Source organism: Cellulomonas sp. KU4C, assembly GCF_056868065.1.
Map to the genome: position 1 here is coordinate 2,593,489 of NZ_CP200322.1, position 16,515 is coordinate 2,610,003.

The 16,515-nt window shown below is 75.4% G+C and carries 11 protein-coding genes and 1 pseudogene; 9 read left to right on the forward strand and 3 right to left on the reverse strand.

From position 1 onward, the window contains the following. The first annotated feature begins 75 nt into the window (after positions 1–75). A complete protein-coding gene (locus tag AC1VL8_RS12295) occupies positions 76–1,461 on the forward strand; it encodes an MFS transporter (RefSeq protein WP_483075348.1) in 1,386 nt (461 codons plus the stop codon). A 99-nt stretch (positions 1,462–1,560) separates the two neighbouring features. Here the strand turns inward: AC1VL8_RS12295 and AC1VL8_RS12300 are convergent, their stop codons facing one another. The 3 genes from AC1VL8_RS12300 to AC1VL8_RS12310 form a co-directional block, all read right to left on the reverse strand. Continuing rightward, a complete protein-coding gene (locus tag AC1VL8_RS12300; RefSeq protein ID WP_389227722.1) occupies positions 1,561–1,917 on the reverse strand; it encodes a DUF1844 domain-containing protein in 357 nt (118 codons plus the stop codon). A 112-nt stretch (positions 1,918–2,029) separates the two neighbouring features. Further along, the gene (locus AC1VL8_RS12305; protein ID WP_483075349.1) at positions 2,030–3,535 is read right to left on the reverse strand and encodes a catalase; all 1,506 of its coding nucleotides are present in this window, start codon (positions 3,533–3,535) and stop codon (positions 2,030–2,032) included. A gap of 110 nt (positions 3,536–3,645) precedes the next feature. Beyond that, the gene (locus tag AC1VL8_RS12310; RefSeq protein ID WP_483075350.1) at positions 3,646–4,134 is read right to left on the reverse strand and encodes a Fur family transcriptional regulator; all 489 of its coding nucleotides are present in this window, start codon (positions 4,132–4,134) and stop codon (positions 3,646–3,648) included. A 289-nt stretch (positions 4,135–4,423) separates the two neighbouring features. Here AC1VL8_RS12310 and infC point away from each other — a divergent pair, with 289 nt between their 5' ends. From infC to AC1VL8_RS12350, 8 genes and pseudogenes are all read left to right on the forward strand, one after another. After that, positions 4,424–5,509 carry a translation initiation factor IF-3 gene (gene infC, locus AC1VL8_RS12315; protein WP_483075351.1) on the forward strand — a complete coding sequence of 362 codons (1,086 nt, stop codon included), beginning with the start codon at positions 4,424–4,426 and terminating at the stop codon, positions 5,507–5,509. Positions 5,510–5,595: 86 nt separating this feature from the next. Then, the gene (gene rpmI, locus AC1VL8_RS12320; RefSeq protein WP_389227734.1) at positions 5,596–5,790 is read left to right on the forward strand and encodes a 50S ribosomal protein L35; all 195 of its coding nucleotides are present in this window, start codon (positions 5,596–5,598) and stop codon (positions 5,788–5,790) included. Positions 5,791–5,851: 61 nt separating this feature from the next. Beyond that, positions 5,852–6,238 (forward strand): 50S ribosomal protein L20, encoded by a 387-nt coding sequence (rplT, locus tag AC1VL8_RS12325; protein ID WP_389227737.1) that lies wholly within the window; start codon positions 5,852–5,854, stop codon positions 6,236–6,238. 164 nt (positions 6,239–6,402) lie between these two features. After that, a complete protein-coding gene (locus tag AC1VL8_RS12330) occupies positions 6,403–7,317 on the forward strand; it encodes a TrmH family RNA methyltransferase (RefSeq protein WP_483075352.1) in 915 nt (304 codons plus the stop codon). 160 nt (positions 7,318–7,477) lie between these two features. Next, positions 7,478–8,152 (forward strand): RNA 2',3'-cyclic phosphodiesterase, encoded by a 675-nt coding sequence (thpR, locus tag AC1VL8_RS12335; protein WP_483075353.1) that lies wholly within the window; start codon positions 7,478–7,480, stop codon positions 8,150–8,152. 275 nt (positions 8,153–8,427) lie between these two features. Then, entirely contained in the window at positions 8,428–9,492 is a 1,065-nt protein-coding gene (gene pheS, locus AC1VL8_RS12340) for a phenylalanine--tRNA ligase subunit alpha (protein WP_483075354.1), read from the forward strand. Continuing rightward, positions 9,492–12,074, forward strand: a complete 2,583-nt coding sequence (gene pheT / locus AC1VL8_RS12345) for a phenylalanine--tRNA ligase subunit beta (protein WP_483075355.1) — start codon at positions 9,492–9,494, stop codon at positions 12,072–12,074. The genes pheS and pheT overlap by 1 nt, the downstream gene beginning before the upstream one ends. A 266-nt stretch (positions 12,075–12,340) precedes the next feature. Then, positions 12,341–16,475 (forward strand): annotated as a pseudogene (locus tag AC1VL8_RS12350) (ExeM/NucH family extracellular endonuclease). The last annotated feature ends 40 nt before the right edge of the window (positions 16,476–16,515 follow it).

Sequence of the window (16,515 nt, forward strand, 5' to 3'; positions counted from 1 at the left end):
AGATCACGGCCGCGCGCCCACCCGCTCGGCGCAGCGCGGGCGTCGACGGGTGTCGCCGCACGGGAGAATCCAGGGGTGTCCCTCGCCCCCTACGCCCGGCTGCTGCGGCTGCCCGGCGTGCTGCCCCTCGTCCTGGTCGCGTTCGTCGCGCGCATCCCGCACGCGATGACCGGTGTCGTGCTGACCCTGCACGTCGTGGGCCCGCTCGGCCTCGGGTACGCGAAGGCGGGCCTGGTCGCGGCGGCGATGACGGTCGGCGTCGCGATCGGCTCGCCGTGGCGCGGCCGGCGGGTCGACCGGCTGGGTCTGCGGCGGGCGCTGCTGCCCTCCGTGCTCGTCGAGTCCGCCGTCTGGCTGATCGCGCCCCGGCTCGGCTACGAGGCGCTGCTCGGCGCGGCGGTCGTCGCGGGTGTGTTCCTGGTGCCGGTGTTCTCCGTCGTGCGGCAGTCCCTCGCGGTGCTGGTGCCGCCGGAGCAGCAACGGACCGCGTACGCCCTGGACTCGGTGGGCACCGAGATGACGTTCATGCTCGCGCCGACGCTCGGCGTGCTCGTGGCGACGCAGGTCTCGACGACCGCGGCGCTGACGCTGGTCGGCGCGTCGACGGTCGCGGCGGGGCTGCTGCTCATGTGGTTCGACCCGCCGACGCGGTCCGCCGACGGCGCCGCGGCTCCCGAGCCGGCGGGTCGGCGCCCGCGCCTGCTGACCCCGGGCCTGCTCGTGGTGCTCGCCGCCGCCTCCGCGGCCGCTCTGATCCTCAACGGCACGGACGTCGGCATCGTCGCCGCGCTGGAGGGCTGGGACCGCGAGTCCGCGGTCGGCTGGATGATCGCGCTGTGGTGCGTCGGGTCGGTCGTCGGCGGTCTGGTCTACGGCGCGCAGAAGCGCGAGCTGCACCCGCTCGCCCTCGTCGCGCTGCTGGGTGCGGCGACGCTGCCGGCCGCGCTCGCCCAGACCCAGCTGCAGCTCGCCGTCGCGGTCGTGGTGGCGGGCCTGCCGTGCGCGGCGGCGCTGTCGGCGATCAACGCGTCGCTGGTGCGGATGGTCCCGGAGCACCGGCGCGGGGAGATCATGGGCTGGAGCGGCACCGCCAACACCGTCGGTGCCGCGCTCGGGGCGCCGCTCGTCGGCGCGGTGATCGACGGGACCGGCCCCTGGGGCGGGTTCGCCGCCGCGGGCGGGGCGGGGCTGGTCCTCGCGGTCGCCGGGCTGGTCGTGCTCGCGCTGGTCCGGCGGCGGAGCGCGGCCCGGCGGGCGTCGGCGGGCGGGACCCCGGCGGACGGGACCGCGGCGGACGGGACCGCGGCGGACGTCGCCCCCGAGGCGCTGCACCTGACGGTCCCGCGCGACCCGTCGACCGCGCCGGGCGGGATCGTGCCGAGCCCGGCTCCGGCGGGCGCCGACGACGTCCCGGCCCGCCCGCTGCCGGACGCCGCCTCCCGCACGGTCCACCCGGGCTGACGTGGGGCGCGGGCGCCCGGGCCGACGTGGGGCGCGGGCGCCCGGGCCGACGTGCGGCGCGGGCGCCCGGGCGGACGCCGGGAGCGCCCCGGTGCGGGGTCAGGACACGTAGCCGGTGAACTTCTCGCCCGGGCCCTCGCCCGGCGCGTCGGGGAACGGGCTCGCCTCGCGGAACGCGAGCTGCAGCGACCGCAGCCCGTCGCGCAGGGACCGGGCGTGCTGGTTGCCGATGTCCGGGGCGGAGGCCGTCACCAGCGCGGCGAGCGCGGTGATGAGCTTGCGGGCCTCGTCGAGGTCCAGGTAGTCGGCGCCGGTCGTGTCGTCGGTGTCGGGGGAGAGCCCGCACTTGACGGCGGCGGCGCTCATCAGGTGCACGGCGGCGGTGGTGATGACCTCGACCGCCGCCACGTCGGCGATGTCGCGGGTGGCGGTGGAGGTGTCGGGGGTCTCGCTCATGCGGCCGATCCTCTCACCGGGCGCGCCCGACGCGCGTCCCCGCGCGCGACGGCGCCCGCCGGCCCGACGGCGAGGTCGGGTCGGCGGGCGCGTCGTGCCGGGTGCGGCGGGGTCAGGCGACCGGGGTGCTCGCGGTCGCGGGCTCGCCGTTCTCCTCGGGCAGGTCGGTGCCGGCGATCGCCGCGGCCAGGGCGGCACCGAGGCCGGCGTCGACGTTCGTCCAGTACTGGATCGCCCGGGCGCGGATCACGTCGTTCTTCACGGCGCCCACGTGCCCGGTGATGGTCTCGAGGAACCGGGTGCGCGCGGCGTCGTCGAACACCTCGCGGTACAGGGTGCCGGCCTGGCCCCAGTCGTCGTCCTGCGGGTGCAGGGTCGCGGCCGAGCGCACGAGCTCGCCGTCCGACTCCCAGCCCGGGGACTCGGCGGCGCGGGCCGGGTCGGCCGCGGGTCCGCCGAGGGAGTTCGGCGCGTACACGGGCACCTCGGGGGCGTTGAACGCGTACCGCGCGGCGCCGTCCTTGGAGTACGTGCTCACCTCGGAGCGCGGGGCGTTCACCGGCAGCTGCTGGTGGTTGGTCCCGACGCGGTACCGGTGCGCGTCGGCGTAGGAGAAGATCCGCGCGAGCAGCATCTTGTCCGGGCTGGTCGCGATGCCGGGGACGAAGTTGCTGGGCGCGAACGTCGCCTGCTCGATCTGCGCGAAGTAGTTCTCGGGGTTGCGGTTCAGCTCCATCACGCCGACCTCGATCAGCGGGTAGTCCGCGTGCGGCCAGACCTTCGTCAGGTCGAACGGGTTGAACCGGTAGGTCTTCGCGTCCTCGTACGGCATCACCTGGACCGACAGGGTCCAGCGGGGGAAGTCGCCCGCGGCGATGTGGTCGAACAGGTCGCGGATGTGGTGGTCGGCGTCGGACCCGGCGAGCTGGGCGGCCTCGTCGGCCGTCAGGTTGTCGATGCCCTGCTGCGTCGTGAAGTGGTACTTGACCCAGAACCGCTCGCCGTCGGCGTTGATCCACTGGTAGGTGTGCGAGCCGAAGCCGTCCATCGTCCGCCAGGACCGGGGCAGGCCGCGGTCGCCCATCAGCCAGGTGACCTGGTGAGCGGACTCCGGCGACAGGCTCCAGAAGTCCCACTGCATGTCGTTGTCGCGCAGGTTCGAGCCGGGCAGGCGCTTCTGCGACCGGATGAAGTCGGGGAACTTGATCCCGTCCCGCAGGAAGAACACCGGGGTGTTGTTGCCCACGAGGTCGTAGTTGCCCTCGGAGGTGTAGAACTTCAGCGCGAAGCCGCGCGGGTCGCGCCACGTGTCGGGGGAGCCGTGCTCGCCGGCGACGGAGGAGAACCGCGCGAGCATCTCGGTGGCGACGCCCGGCTGGAACAGCGCGGCGCGGGTGTAGGCGCTGACGTCGCCCGTGGTGGTGAACGTGCCGAAGGCGCCGCCGCCCTTGGCGTGCACGACGCGCTCGGGGACGCGCTCGCGGTTGAACTGCGCGAGCTTCTCGACCAGGTAGTGGTCGTGCAGGACGATCGGGCCGTCGGCGCCGACGGACTGCGAGTGCGCGTCGGACGCGACGGGCGCGCCGGAGTTGGTGGTGGTGGGTCGGACCTGGTTCACAGGGGAGTCCTTCCGGGTCGGTGGCGTGCCGGTCGAGGGCACGCCGGGGACCGGACGGGCGGGGTCGCCCGACCGGGGAGGGTCGGTGGGTCGGTGGTGCGGGACGCGGTCTAGGAGCGGGCGCGGCAGGCGGGGCACAGGCCCCAGAACGTGACCTCGGCGGTCTCGACGGTGAAGCCCGACGTCGAGCTGGGCGTCAGGCACGGCGCGGCGCCCGTGGCGCAGTCGACGTCGTCGACGGCGCCGCAGCCGCGGCACACGACGTGGTGGTGGTTGTCGCCGACGCGGCGCTCGTACCGCGCCGGGTGCCCGGCGGGTTCGATGCGGCGCAGGATGCCGGCGTCGGTCAGGGCGTGCAGCACGTCGTACACCGCCTGCACCGAGACGGTGGGCAGCACGGTGCGCGCGAGCCGGAGCACGGCGTCGGCGTCGGCGTGCGGCACCTGCTCGACGGCCTCGAGGACCGCGAGCCGCGGCGCGGTGACCCGCAGGCCCCGGCCGCGGAGGGTCTCCGCGGGGTCCTGGTGCGCGGTGTGCGCGTGGTCCGGGGGCGCGTCGTGCGCCGGGTGCGGACCAGAGAGGTGCTGGTCGACGGGCATGTCATCAGCCTGGCATGCTTTCTGGAACTGTTCAAGCATGGATCTGACGGCGTGTCACGTCCCGGGGGCGCCGGGGAGGTCCGGCTCGAGCTTCTGGTACTGTGGTCCCCGACTGGCCTGGGTTGACGTGTGTCCGCAAGGAGACGTGCCGACCCGGGTGCACAAGTGGAGTCGATCCCACCTGAGTCCCGACCGCCCGGTTCGCCGGCAGCAGGGTCCAGGTCCCGGTCCTCGGTCGTTCCCCTCGTGGGGGAGCGGCCGGTACGGCGCACCGTTCACGCGGCGCACCGTGGATCCGTCGGCCCCCGCCTGTGCCCAGGTTCGGGGGCCTTCCTCGTTCCAGGCGGTCGTCACGACGACTACCGAGGAGCACCACATCAGCGAGCCCCGCATCAACGATCGGATCCGCGTCGCCGAGGTCCGCCTGGTCGGCCCGAACGGCGAGCAGGTCGGCATCGTCCGCGTGGAGGACGCACTGCGCCTGGCCCAGGACGCCGACCTCGACCTCGTCGAGGTCGCCCCGGACGCCCGGCCGCCGGTCTGCAAGATCATGGACTACGGCAAGTTCAAGTACGAAGCAGACATGAAGGCCCGCGAGGCCCGGCGCAACCAGAGCAACACGGTTCTCAAGGAGATCCGCTTCCGGCTCAAGATCGACCCGCACGACTACGGCACCAAGAAGGGCCACGTCGAGCGGTTCCTCGCGGCCGGCGACAAGGTCAAGGTCATGATCATGTTCCGTGGCCGCGAGCAGTCGCGCCCGGAGATGGGCGTGCGCCTGCTGCAGCGGCTCGCGGCCGACGTCGCGGAGCTCGGCTTCATCGAGAGCATGCCGAAGCAGGACGGCCGCAACATGATCATGGTGCTGGGCCCGACCAAGAAGAAGGCCGAGCAGCGCCAGGAGCAGCGTCGTGCCCGCCCCGCCCGCGAGGAGCGCCCCGCGGACGAGCAGGCCCAGGACGCCGCGACCGAGGCACCCGTGACCGAGGCGACCGAGGCCCCGGCCCCGGTCGAGACCGCTCCCGCAGCGGCCGCCCCGGCCGCCGAGCCGACCCCGGCCGCGGAGCCCGCCGCGACGACGACCGAGGACGCCCCGGCGCCCGCGGCCGCTCCCGCACCGAAGGCTGCTCCGGCACCCAAGGCGGCACCGGCCCCGAAGGCCGCTCCGGCTCCGAAGGCTGCTCCGGCCGCCCCGAAGCCCGCCGCAGCGCCCGCCCCGGCCCCCAAGCCGGCGGCAGCCCCGAAGCCCGCCGCGGCCCCCAAGCCGTCGGCGACGCCGACCCCGCGGCCCGCGCCGCGCCCGGCACCGAGCCCGCGCCCCTCGGCACGACCGGCCCCCCGGGGCCAGTCCGCCGGCGGGACGCCGACAGCCTGACCCGCACCACCACGCCCGGACCCCACCGGGACCGGACGGACGAGTCGCGCCCCGGCGCGATGCGACGACAAGGAGAGACGGCAGCCATGCCGAAGAACAAGACGCACTCCGGTGCGAAGAAGCGCTTCCGGATCACCGGGAGCGGCAAGGTCATGCGCGAGCAGGCGAACGCCCGCCACCTGCTCGAGCACAAGTCGAGCCGCCGCACGCGCCGTCTCGCCAGCGACCAGGTCGTCACCCCGGCCGACGCCCCCCGTATCAAGAAGCTGCTCGGCAAGTGACCCGTCGGCGCGCGAGCGCCACGGCAGCACACCGACCTGAGAACAACGCAAGGAGCATCACGTGGCACGCGTGAAGCGGGCGGTCAACGCCCAGAAGAAGCGCCGGGCAACTCTCGAGCGCGCCTCCGGCTACCGCGGTCAGCGTTCGCGCCTGTACCGCAAGGCCAAGGAGCAGGTCACCCACTCGCTCGTGTACGCCTACCGCGACCGCAAGGCGCGCAAGGGCGACTTCCGCAAGCTGTGGATCCAGCGGATCAACGCGGCTGCGCGCGAGCAGGGCATGACCTACAACCGCCTGATCCAGGGCCTGAAGCTCGCGGGCGTGGAGGTCGACCGTCGCGTCCTGGCCGACATGGCCGTGAACGACGCCCCCGCGTTCAACGCGCTGGTGGCGCTCGCCAAGCAGGCGCTGCCGGCCGACGTCAACGCGCCCCGCGCGGCCGCCTGACGTACCGCAGCACCCCGCGCACGCCGGCCTGACCGGCGCCCGCACCGCCGAGACCCCCGGGAGCCACCGCTCCCGGGGGTCTCGCGCGTCTGCCCGCTCGCGCCGGCGGCACGCGGGGCGCCGGGCAGGTGCCGGGCAGGCGTCGGGCAGGGGAGGATGGGGTCGTGCCCCACGCCTCCGCCGACGGTCCCGTCGCCGCCCGCCCTGCCCTCGCCAACCCGCACGCCGACCGGGTGAAGGCCGTGCGCGCGCTCGCCACCCGAGCGGGCCGTCGGCGCGCGGGCCGGTACCTGGTCGAGGGGCCGCAGGCGGTGCGGGAGGTCGTGCACTGGGCGCCGCACCTCGTGCACGACCTCTACCTGACGCCGGGTGCGGCGGACCGGTACGCGGAGATCCTCCGGGACGCCGACGCCGCCGGGGTGCGCGTGCACCCGGCCGAGGACGACGTGCTGGCCGCGATGTCGCCGGACGCGCAGGGTGTGCTCGCGGTGGCGTCCGCCGACGAGCCCGGCGCGCGGCACCCCGGCCTGCTCGGTCCGCTGGAGGCGGACGCGCTGGACGCGGTGCTCGCGACCCGGCCGACGCTCGTCGCGGTGCTCGCGCAGGTCCGGGACCCGGGCAACGCCGGCACGGTCATCCGGGTCGCCGACGCAGCGGGCGCGGACGCCGTGCTCGTGGTGGGGGACAGCGTCGAGACGACCAACCCCAAGGTGGTCCGGTCCACGGCCGGGTCGCTGTTCCACCTCCCGGTGGTCTCGGGCGTGCCGGTGGCGGACGCGGTGACGGCGCTCCGCGGCGCCGGGCTCACGGTGCTGGCGGCGGACGGCGCCGGGGACCTCGACCTGGACGACCTGCAGGACGCCGCGGTCCGCGCGACCGACGGTGCCGGCGTTCCGGGTGCGGACCTGCGGGCGCCCACGGCGTGGCTGTTCGGGAACGAGGCGTGGGGCCTGCCGGCCGAGGACCGCGACCGGGCCGACGCCGTCGTGCGGGTGCCGCTGCGGGGCCGCGCGGAGTCGCTCAACCTCGGCACCGCCGCGGCGGTCTGCCTCTACGCCTCCTCCCGCGCCCACCGCTGACCCCCAACCCGACCCCTGCCCCAGCCCGACCCTCCGCCCCACCCGCCGAGATCGGTCGTCCCGGCCGAGGTCGCCCGTCCCACGGGGCGACCTCGGCCCGGACCACCGACCTCGCGCACCGCACGCGCGCACGCTCTCGCGGGTCGGGCATGCTGGGCGGATGCGGGTGTTCGCGGGGCTGTGGCCCGCTCCTGAGGTCCGGCGGCACCTCGCCGCGTCGCTGCGGACCGCCGTCGGGGTCGACGCCGAGGACGCGCCGGGCCGGGCCGGGTCCGAGGGGGTGCGCTGGACGGCCGCCGAGAACTGGCACGTCACGCTCGCGTTCTACGGGGACGTGGGGGACGGGCGCGCCGAGATCCTGGCCGGGGCGCTGGCCGACGTGGCGGCGACCACCCGGCCGTTCGCGCTGCACCTGTCCGGCGCGGGCGTGTTCGCGCACCGGACGCTGTGGGCGGGAGTCGGGGGCGACCTCGACGCCGTGCACGCGCTGGTCGCGGCCTGCCGGGACGCCGGCGACGACGTGGGGGCACGCCAGGACGACCGGGAGCGCTCGCGCCCGCACGTCACGCTCGGTCGGGTCGCGCCGGTGCGCGGGGGCACCCGCCGGCGGGACCGTGCCACGCCGACGCCGGACGACCTGCTCGTGCACGCGCTGGCCGTCTACCGGGGCCCGCGGTGGCCGGTGACCGAGCTGGTGCTGGCCGAGTCGCTGCCGGGCGAGGGCCGTGCGGGCGGGCCGCTCTACCGGCCGCTGGGCACCTGGCCGCTGGGCGGTGCCGCGGCGACACGACCCACCGAGGCGTGGCCCCGCGACGACCGTCCCCGCGACGACTGACCCCGCGAGGCACGCCTCGCCGAGCCGCGCCCGTGCTGTGGCACCATGGCGGCATGCCGTCCGCAGCGCCCCGCCGCCGATTTCCCGGGCCCGTTCCCGGGCCCGTCGCCGGCTGACCGCCGGCGCGCGACGACGGTCCCGCTCGTCCCACGCGGCGAGCGGTGCCCCGGCCCAGGAGCGGGCGCCACTACACTCGCCCGTTGGTCGGCACGCACGCGCGGCACGCTCGCGCCGGAGTGCGCCCGCCGGCCGCCGCTCCCGCCTGGAAGGTCCGGATGTCCACGCCCGACACACCCCTGTCCCCGCTCGACGCCGACGCGGTCGAGGCCGCCCTGTCCGACGCGCTGGCCGCGTTCGACGCGGCACGCGACCTCGACGAGCTGAAGTCCGCCCGGCTCGCGCACACCGGAGAGCGCAGCCCGATCGCCCTGGCGAACCGCGCGATCGGCGGCCTGGCGCCGGCCGACAAGGCCGTCGCGGGCAAGACGCTCGGCCAGGCCCGCGGCCGCCTGAACGCCGCACTGGCCGCCCGCGAGGAGGTGCTGGCCGCCGAGCGCGACGCCCGCGTCCTCGCCGAGGAGTCGGTCGACGTCACGCTGCCGTCGGACCGCGCGGCCCGCGGCGCCCGGCACCCCCTGGAGCTGCTGCAGGAGCGCGTCGCCGACGTGTTCGTGGCGATGGGCTGGGAGATCGCCGAGGGCCCGCAGGTCGAGGCCGAGTGGTTCAACTTCGACGCGCTGAACTTCGGCCCGGACCACCCCGCGCGCCAGATGCAGGACACGTTCTACGTGGCGGCGCCCGAGGGCGAGCCCGACCCGCACCTGGTGCTGCGCACGCACACGTCGCCCGTGCAGGCGCGGTCGCTGCTGGAGCGGGACCTGCCGGTCTACATCGCGTGCCCGGGCCGGGTGTTCCGCACCGACGAGCTCGACGCGACGCACACCCCGGTGTTCCACCAGGTCGAGGGCCTCGCGGTCGACAAGGGCCTGACGATGGCGCACCTCAAGGGCACCCTGGACCACTTCGCGAAGGCGATGTTCGGCCCGGAGGCCCGGACCCGGCTGCGTCCGTCGTTCTTCCCGTTCACGGAGCCGAGCGCCGAGATGGACCTGTGGTTCCCGCAGAAGAAGGGCGGTCCCGGCTGGATCGAGTGGGGCGGCTGCGGGATGGTCAACCCGAACGTCCTGCTCGCCGCGGGGATCGACCCCGAGGTGTACTCCGGCTTCGCGTTCGGGATGGGCATCGAGCGCACGCTCATGCTCCGCCACGAGATCGCGGACATGCACGACATGGTGGAGGGCGACGTGCGCTTCTCCACCCAGTTCCGGGCGGTGATCTGATGCCTCGCATCCCCCTGACGTGGCTCGCCGAGCACGTCGAGCTCCCTGACGACCTCACGGCCGAGCGGCTGGCGGCGGACCTGGTCCGCGTCGGCCTCGAGGAGGAGGCCGTCCACCCGGCCGCGGTGACGGGTCCGCTGGTCGTCGGCCGCGTGGTCGAGCGCGTGCCGGAGCCGCAGAAGAACGGCAAGACGATCAACTGGTGCCAGGTCGACGTGGGCGACCACAACGGCACGGCCGAGGACGGCACCCGCACCCCGCGGGGCATCGTCTGCGGCGCGCACAACTTCGACGTGGGCGACCACGTCGTGGTGGCGCTGCCGGGCACGGTGCTGCCGGGGCCGTTCGCGATCGCGTCCCGCAAGACCTACGGCCACGTGTCCGACGGGATGATCTGCTCGTCGCGCGAGCTCGGCCTGGGCGACGACCACGACGGCATCATCGTCCTGGCGCAGGTCGGCATCGAGGCGGCGCCGGGGACGGACGCGCGCGCTCTGCTGGGCCTCGGCGACGAGGTCCTCGAGATCAACGTGACGCCGGACCGCGGCTACTGCTTCGCGATGCGCGGCGTCGCCCGCGAGTACTCCCACGCGACCGGCGCGGTGTTCACCGACCGCGGTCTCGCGGCGCCGGGTGCGGACGCGGACGTGGCGACCACGGGCGGGTTCCCCGTCGAGGTCCGCGACGAGGCGCCGATCCACGGCGTGCCCGGCGCGGACCGGTTCGTCGCCCGCGTGGTGCGGGGGATCGACGCGAGCGCCCCGTCGCCGTCGTGGATGCAGCAGCGCCTGACCCAGGCGGGCATGCGGCCGATCTCGCTCGCGGTGGACGTCACGAACTACGTGATGCTCGACCTCGGCCAGCCGCTGCACGCCTACGACCTGGCGTCGCTGACCGCGCCGATCACGGTCCGACGCGCCCGCGCGGGCGAGCGGCTCACGACCCTCGACGGCGTGGACCGCGCGCTCGACGCCGAGGACCTGCTCATCACCGACGGCCCGGACGCCGCGCGCGTCATCGGGCTCGCGGGCGTCATGGGCGGCGCGGACACCGAGGTGTCGGCGACGACCACGGACGTGCTGGTCGAGGCCGCGCACTTCGACCCGGTGACGGTCGCGCGCACGGCCCGTCGGCACAAGCTGCCGAGCGAGGCCGCCAAGCGGTTCGAGCGCGGCGTCGACCCGCAGCTGCCCCGCGTGGCGGTCGCGCGGGTCGTCGAGCTCCTCGTCGAGCACGGCGGCGGCACGCCCGACCCGGTGCTGACGGACGTCGACGCGACCACGCCCGCCCCCGTGCTGCGGCTGCCGCTGGCGCTGCCGTCCCGGCTGATCGGCCTGGACCTGGACGCCGCGACGGTGACCGGGTACCTGCGGGCGATCGGCTGCACCGTGGGCGAGGTCGCGGGCACCGGCGAGGACGCCGTCGTCGCGGTGACCGTGCCGACGTGGCGCCCCGACCTGGCGGCCCCGGTCGACCTGGTCGAGGAGGTCGCGCGCCTGCACGGGTACGACGCGATCCCGTCGGTGGCGCCGCGCTCGCCGGTGGGCCTCGGGCTGACCCCGGCGCAGCGTCGCCGGCGGCGGGTCGCGGACGCCCTCGCGGGGTCCGGCTGGGTGGAGACGCTGTCGTACCCGTTCGTGGGGACCGCGCAGCTCGACGCGCTCGCGCTGCCGGCGGACGACGCCCGCCGGACGATGCTCCGACTCGCGAACCCGATGTCGGCCGAGCAGCCGTACCTGCGCACGTCGCTGCTGGTGACGCTGCTGGAGACGGCCCGCCGGAACGTCGCGCGGGGGGCGTCCGACCTCGCGGTGTTCGAGGTCGGGGCGGTCACGCTGCCCCGCCCGGGGACGCCCGCCGCCCCGGTGCCGCCGGTGGCCGAGCGGCCGTCCGCGGACGTGCTCGACGCGATCCGCGCTGCCGTCCCGGCGCAGCCGCGGCAGGTGGCCGGCGTGCTGACCGGCCAGCGGGAGCCCGCGGGCTGGTGGGGCGCGGGCCGTCCGGCCGACCACGCCGACGCGATCGACGCGGTCCGGCTGCTGGGGGAGACCCTGGGCGTCGAGCTGGTCGTCGAGGCCGACGCGGACCGGGCGCCGTGGCACCCGGGCCGGTGCGCGCGGTTCCGGACGGCGCACGGCGCGCTGGTCGGCCACGCGGGCGAGCTGCACCCGAACGTCGTGCGGGCCCTCGGGCTGCCGGCGCGGGCGTGCGCGTTCGAGGTCGACCTCGACGTGCTGCTGGCCGCGGCGCCCGCGGGGGAGGTCGTCGCCCGCGAGGTGTCGACGTTCCCGGTCGCCAAGGAGGACGTGGCGCTCGTCGTGCCGGCCGACGTGCCGGTCGCGGAGGTGCTCGCCGCCGTGCGGGCCGGTGCTGCCGCGAGCCCGACGGGGGACGTGCTGGAGAGCGCGCGGCTGTTCGACGTCTACACGGGCGAGCAGGTCGGCGAGGGCCACCGGTCGCTGGCGTTCGCGCTGCGGCTGCGTGCCGCGGACCGCACGCTGACGGCGGACGAGACGGCCGCGGTGCGCGCGGCGGTCGTCGAGGAGGCGGAGCGCCGGTTCGGCGCGACCCTGCGCGCCTGACCCGCCCCGACGGCCCCGGCCGGCACCCTCACGGTGCCGCCCGGGGCCGTCGTGCGTCCGCGTGCGCCGCGCCCGTTCACCCGTTCGCAACCTGCGGGTCCCCCGGACGTGGTTGCCTGATCGGACATACCGCCCATACGTTGACTCCGGCTGTGTGACGTCTGTGACACACGCACGAGGCATCGGGCCCGGGGGATCGGAGAACATCGGTGAGCGCTGCACGCGTACGGAGCAGGTGGGCGGCGAGTCTCGTCGCCGTGGGGGCGATGGTGGGGGCGCCGGTGCTGGCGGCTCCGGCCGCGCTCGCCGCGGACGACTCGCACACCATCGCGGAGGTCCAGGGGACGGGCGACGCGTCGCCGCTCGCGGGCCAGCAGGTGACCACGAGCGGCGTGGTGACCGCGGTGTACGCCACCGGCGGCTACCGCGGCTACGTGATCCAGACCCCCGGGACGGGCGGCGAGACCGACCCGACCACCCGGACGGCGTCGGACGCGGTGTTCGTGTTCTCGGCGTCGACCGTCGGCTCGGTCGCGGTCGGCGACCACGTGCAGGTCACCGGCGCCGTGTCCGAGTTCCAGGGGCTGACCGAGATCACCGTGGCGAACGCCGCGGGCCTGGTGCAGCTGGACCCGGCCGCCGAGCCCGTGCAGCCGGTCACCGGCACCTGGCCGGCGGACGCCGCCGACCGCGAGGCGCTCGAGTCGATGCTCTACCTGCCCACCGGCGACCTGACGGTGAGCAACACCTACAGCACCAACCAGTACGGCGAGGTCGGCCTGGCGGTCGGCACCCAGCCGCTCCTGCAGCCCACCGAGGTCGCCGCGCCGGGGACGCCGGAGAACGCGGCGGTCGCCGCGGACAACACCGCCCGCGCGCTCGTGCTCGACGACGGCGCGTCCACCAACTTCCTGTCCGCCGCGAACTCCGGCCTGACGCCGCCGTACGTGTCGCTGACGAACCCGGTCCGGGTCGGCGCTGCCGCGACGTTCACCGCCCCGGTGGTCGTGGACTACCGCAACAACGCGTGGAAGCTCAGCCCGACGGTCCCCGTCGACGCGGCGAACCCCGCGACGTCCCCGGTGACGTTCGAGGACGACCGCACCCCGGCCCCCGAGGACGTCGGCGGGGACGTGACGGTCGCGTCGTTCAACGTGCTCAACTACTTCACGACCCTCGGCGCGGACACCGCGTCCTGCGTGGCGTACAGCGACCGCACGGGTGACCCGGTCACGGTCCGCGAGGGCTGCGCGCAGCGCGGCGCCTGGGACCCGGACGACCTGCAGCGCCAGCAGGACAAGATCGTCGCGGCCGTCAACGCCCTGGACGCGGACGTCGTGGGCCTGATGGAGATCGAGAACTCGGCGACGGTCGACGGCGACCCGGACGAGGCGCTGAACACCCTGGTCGCGGCGCTGAACGCCGCCGCGGGCGCCGGGACCTGGGAGGCCGTGCCGTCCTCGACGGAGCTGCCGGCGGCCGCGGAGCTCGACACGATCACCAACGCGCTGATCTACCGCCCGGCGGCCGTCGAGACCGTGGGCGACGCCCGCGCGCTCGGCACGCAGTCCGGTGACGGCCAGGCGTTCGGCAACGCCCGCGAGCCGATCGGCCAGGCGTTCGTGCCGGTCGGCGGCGGCGAGGGCTGTTCGTCGTCGTCAACCACTTCAAGTCCAAGGGCTCGGCCGGTCCGTGGCCGGGCGACGCCGACACGGGCGACGGCCAGGGCGCGTCGAACGAGTCCCGGGTCCGCCAGGCCGAGGCGCTGCGCGACTGGGTGCCGACCGTGCAGGGCGACGCGGAGTCGGTCGCGCTGGTCGGCGACTTCAACTCGTACACGCAGGAGGACCCGCTGCAGGTGCTGTACGCGGCCGGGTACACCGACGCGACGACGGCGCTGGACGCGGGGGAGTACTCCTACTCGTTCTCCGGCCTGTCGGGCTCGCTCGACCACGTGCTGCTGAACGAGGCGGCGCTGGGCCGGGCCACCGGCGCGGACGTGTGGAACATCAACGCCGGCGAGTCCGTGGCGCTGGAGTACAGCCGCTACAACACGCACGGCTCGCTGTTCTACGCCCCGGACGCGTACCGGTCCTCGGACCACGACCCGGTGCTGGTGGGCCTGTCCGCCGGCGACGCGGGCCCGGCCGGTCCGGTCGACCTGACGCTGCTCAACATCAACGACTTCCACGGCCGGATCGACGCCAACACGGTGGCGTTCGCGGGCACGGTCGAGCAGCAGCGCGCGCAGGCCGAGGCGGAGGGCGGCGCGGCCGTGTTCCTGTCGGCCGGCGACAACATCGGCGCCTCCCTGTTCGCCTCGGCGGTCGCCGACGACCAGCCGACGATCGACGTGCTGAACGCGCTGGACCTGGCCGCCTCGGCGGTCGGCAACCACGAGTTCGACCGCGGCTACGCCGACCTGGTCGACCGCGTCATCGCCGACGGCGGCAACGCGCAGTTCCCGTACCTGGGTGCGAACGTCTACGCCACGGGCACCCAGACCCCGGCGCTCGACGAGTACACCGTCCTCGACGTCGACGGGGTGCAGGTCGCCGTGGTCGGTGTCGTCACCCAGGAGACCCCGACGCTGGTGACCCCCGGCGGCATCGCCGACCTCGACTTCGGCGACCCGGTCGAGGCGGTCAACCGCGTCGCGGCGCAGCTGTCCGACGGCGACCCGGCGAACGGCGAGGCCGACGTGATCGTGGCCGAGTACCACGAGGGCGCCGGCGCCGGCACCCCGGACGGCGCGACGCTGGAGGAGGAGATCGCCGCCGGCGGCGCCTTCGCCGACATCGCGACGACCACCTCGGGCGACGTGGACGTGATCTTCACCGGCCACACCCACAAGCAGTACGCCTGGTACGGCCCGGCGACGCCGGACGCCACCGGCGAGTGGACCCGCCCGATCGTCCAGACCGGCTCCTACGGCGAGAACATCGGCAAGGTCACGCTCACGTACGACCCCGCGACCGACGCGGTGTCGGCGCTGGTCGGCGAGAACGTCAAGCGCCTCGCCCCGGCCGCGGGCCAGACCCCGGCCCAGCTGGACGCCGCCCTGGTGGCGCAGTACCCGCGCGTCGCCGAGGTCAAGTCGATCGTGGACGCGGCGGTCGCCGCGGCCGCGGTGGTCGGCAACCAGCCCAAGGGCTCGGTGACCGCGGACATCACCACCGCCTACGCGGGCGGCGGCTACACGGGCGCCGGCGGCACCTACGCCGGCGGGACCCGCGACGACCGCTCGAAGGAGTCCACGCTCGGCAACCTGGTGGCGGACTCGCTGCTGGAGACCCTGGCGTCCGACGAGCGCGGCGGCGCCGACATCGGCGTGGTCAACCCCGGTGGCCTGCGGGCGGGCTGCTGTACGCGCCCGACGGCACGATCACCTACGCCGAGGCCAACGCGGTCCTGCCGTTCGTGAACAACCTCTGGACCACGACGCTCACGGGCGACCAGGTCGTCACGCTGCTGGAGCAGCAGTGGCAGACCAACGCGGACGGCACCATCCCGTCGCGGCCGTACCTGCAGCTGGGCCTGTCGGACAACGTGTCCTACACGTACGACGAGGCGCAGCCGCTCGGCAGCCGGATCACCTCGGTCACCGTCGAAGGCGCGCCGATCGACCGGGCCGCGGAGTACCGGATTGGCACGTTCTCGTTCCTGGCGCAGGGCGGGGACAACTTCCGGGTCCTCGCCGAGGGCACCGGCACCGCCGACTCGGGTCTGATCGACCGGGACGCGTGGATCGCCTACCTCGAGGCCAACCCGGGCCTGACCCCGGAGTTCGACGAGCGGGCGGTCGGCGTGCCGGCCCTGCCCGAGGAGGTCGTGGCGGGCACCGAGCTGGCGTTCCCGGTGACCGGGCTGAACCTCACCAGCCTGGGCGCCCCGCAGAACACGGCGCTCGACGTGCAGCTCGACGGCGCGTCGATCGGCTCGGCGGCGGTCTCCGCCGGCGCCGCGCAGGTGGCCGTCACGGTCCCGGCCGGCACCACGGCCGGGGTGCACACCCTGACCCTGGTCGCCGCCCCCAGCGGCACCACGGTGACGCTGCCGGTGACGGTCGCGGCCGCCGAGGAGCCCGAGCCGGAGCTCACGCCGTCCACGGTGACCCTGTCCGCGAGCCGGTCCAGCCAGTCGTACGGCACCTGGCTGCCGACGCTGCTGGTCTCGCGGGTGCAGGTCGAGGGCACGTGGTTCCCGTCCGGGACGGTCGAGTTCCGCGAGGGCGACCGCGTGATCGGCCGCTCGCCGGTGGTGCTGGGCCTCGCGCTCGGCACGGTGCCGCGCACCGCCCCGGTGGGGCAGCACCAGTACACGGCGGTGTTCGTGCCGTCGAAGCCGGACGTGGTGGCGGGCAGCACCAGCGCGCCGCTGGGCTTCACCGTCCGGCGGTGACCCCCGGCTGACACGACGCAGGGCCCCGTCCCCGGAGCGA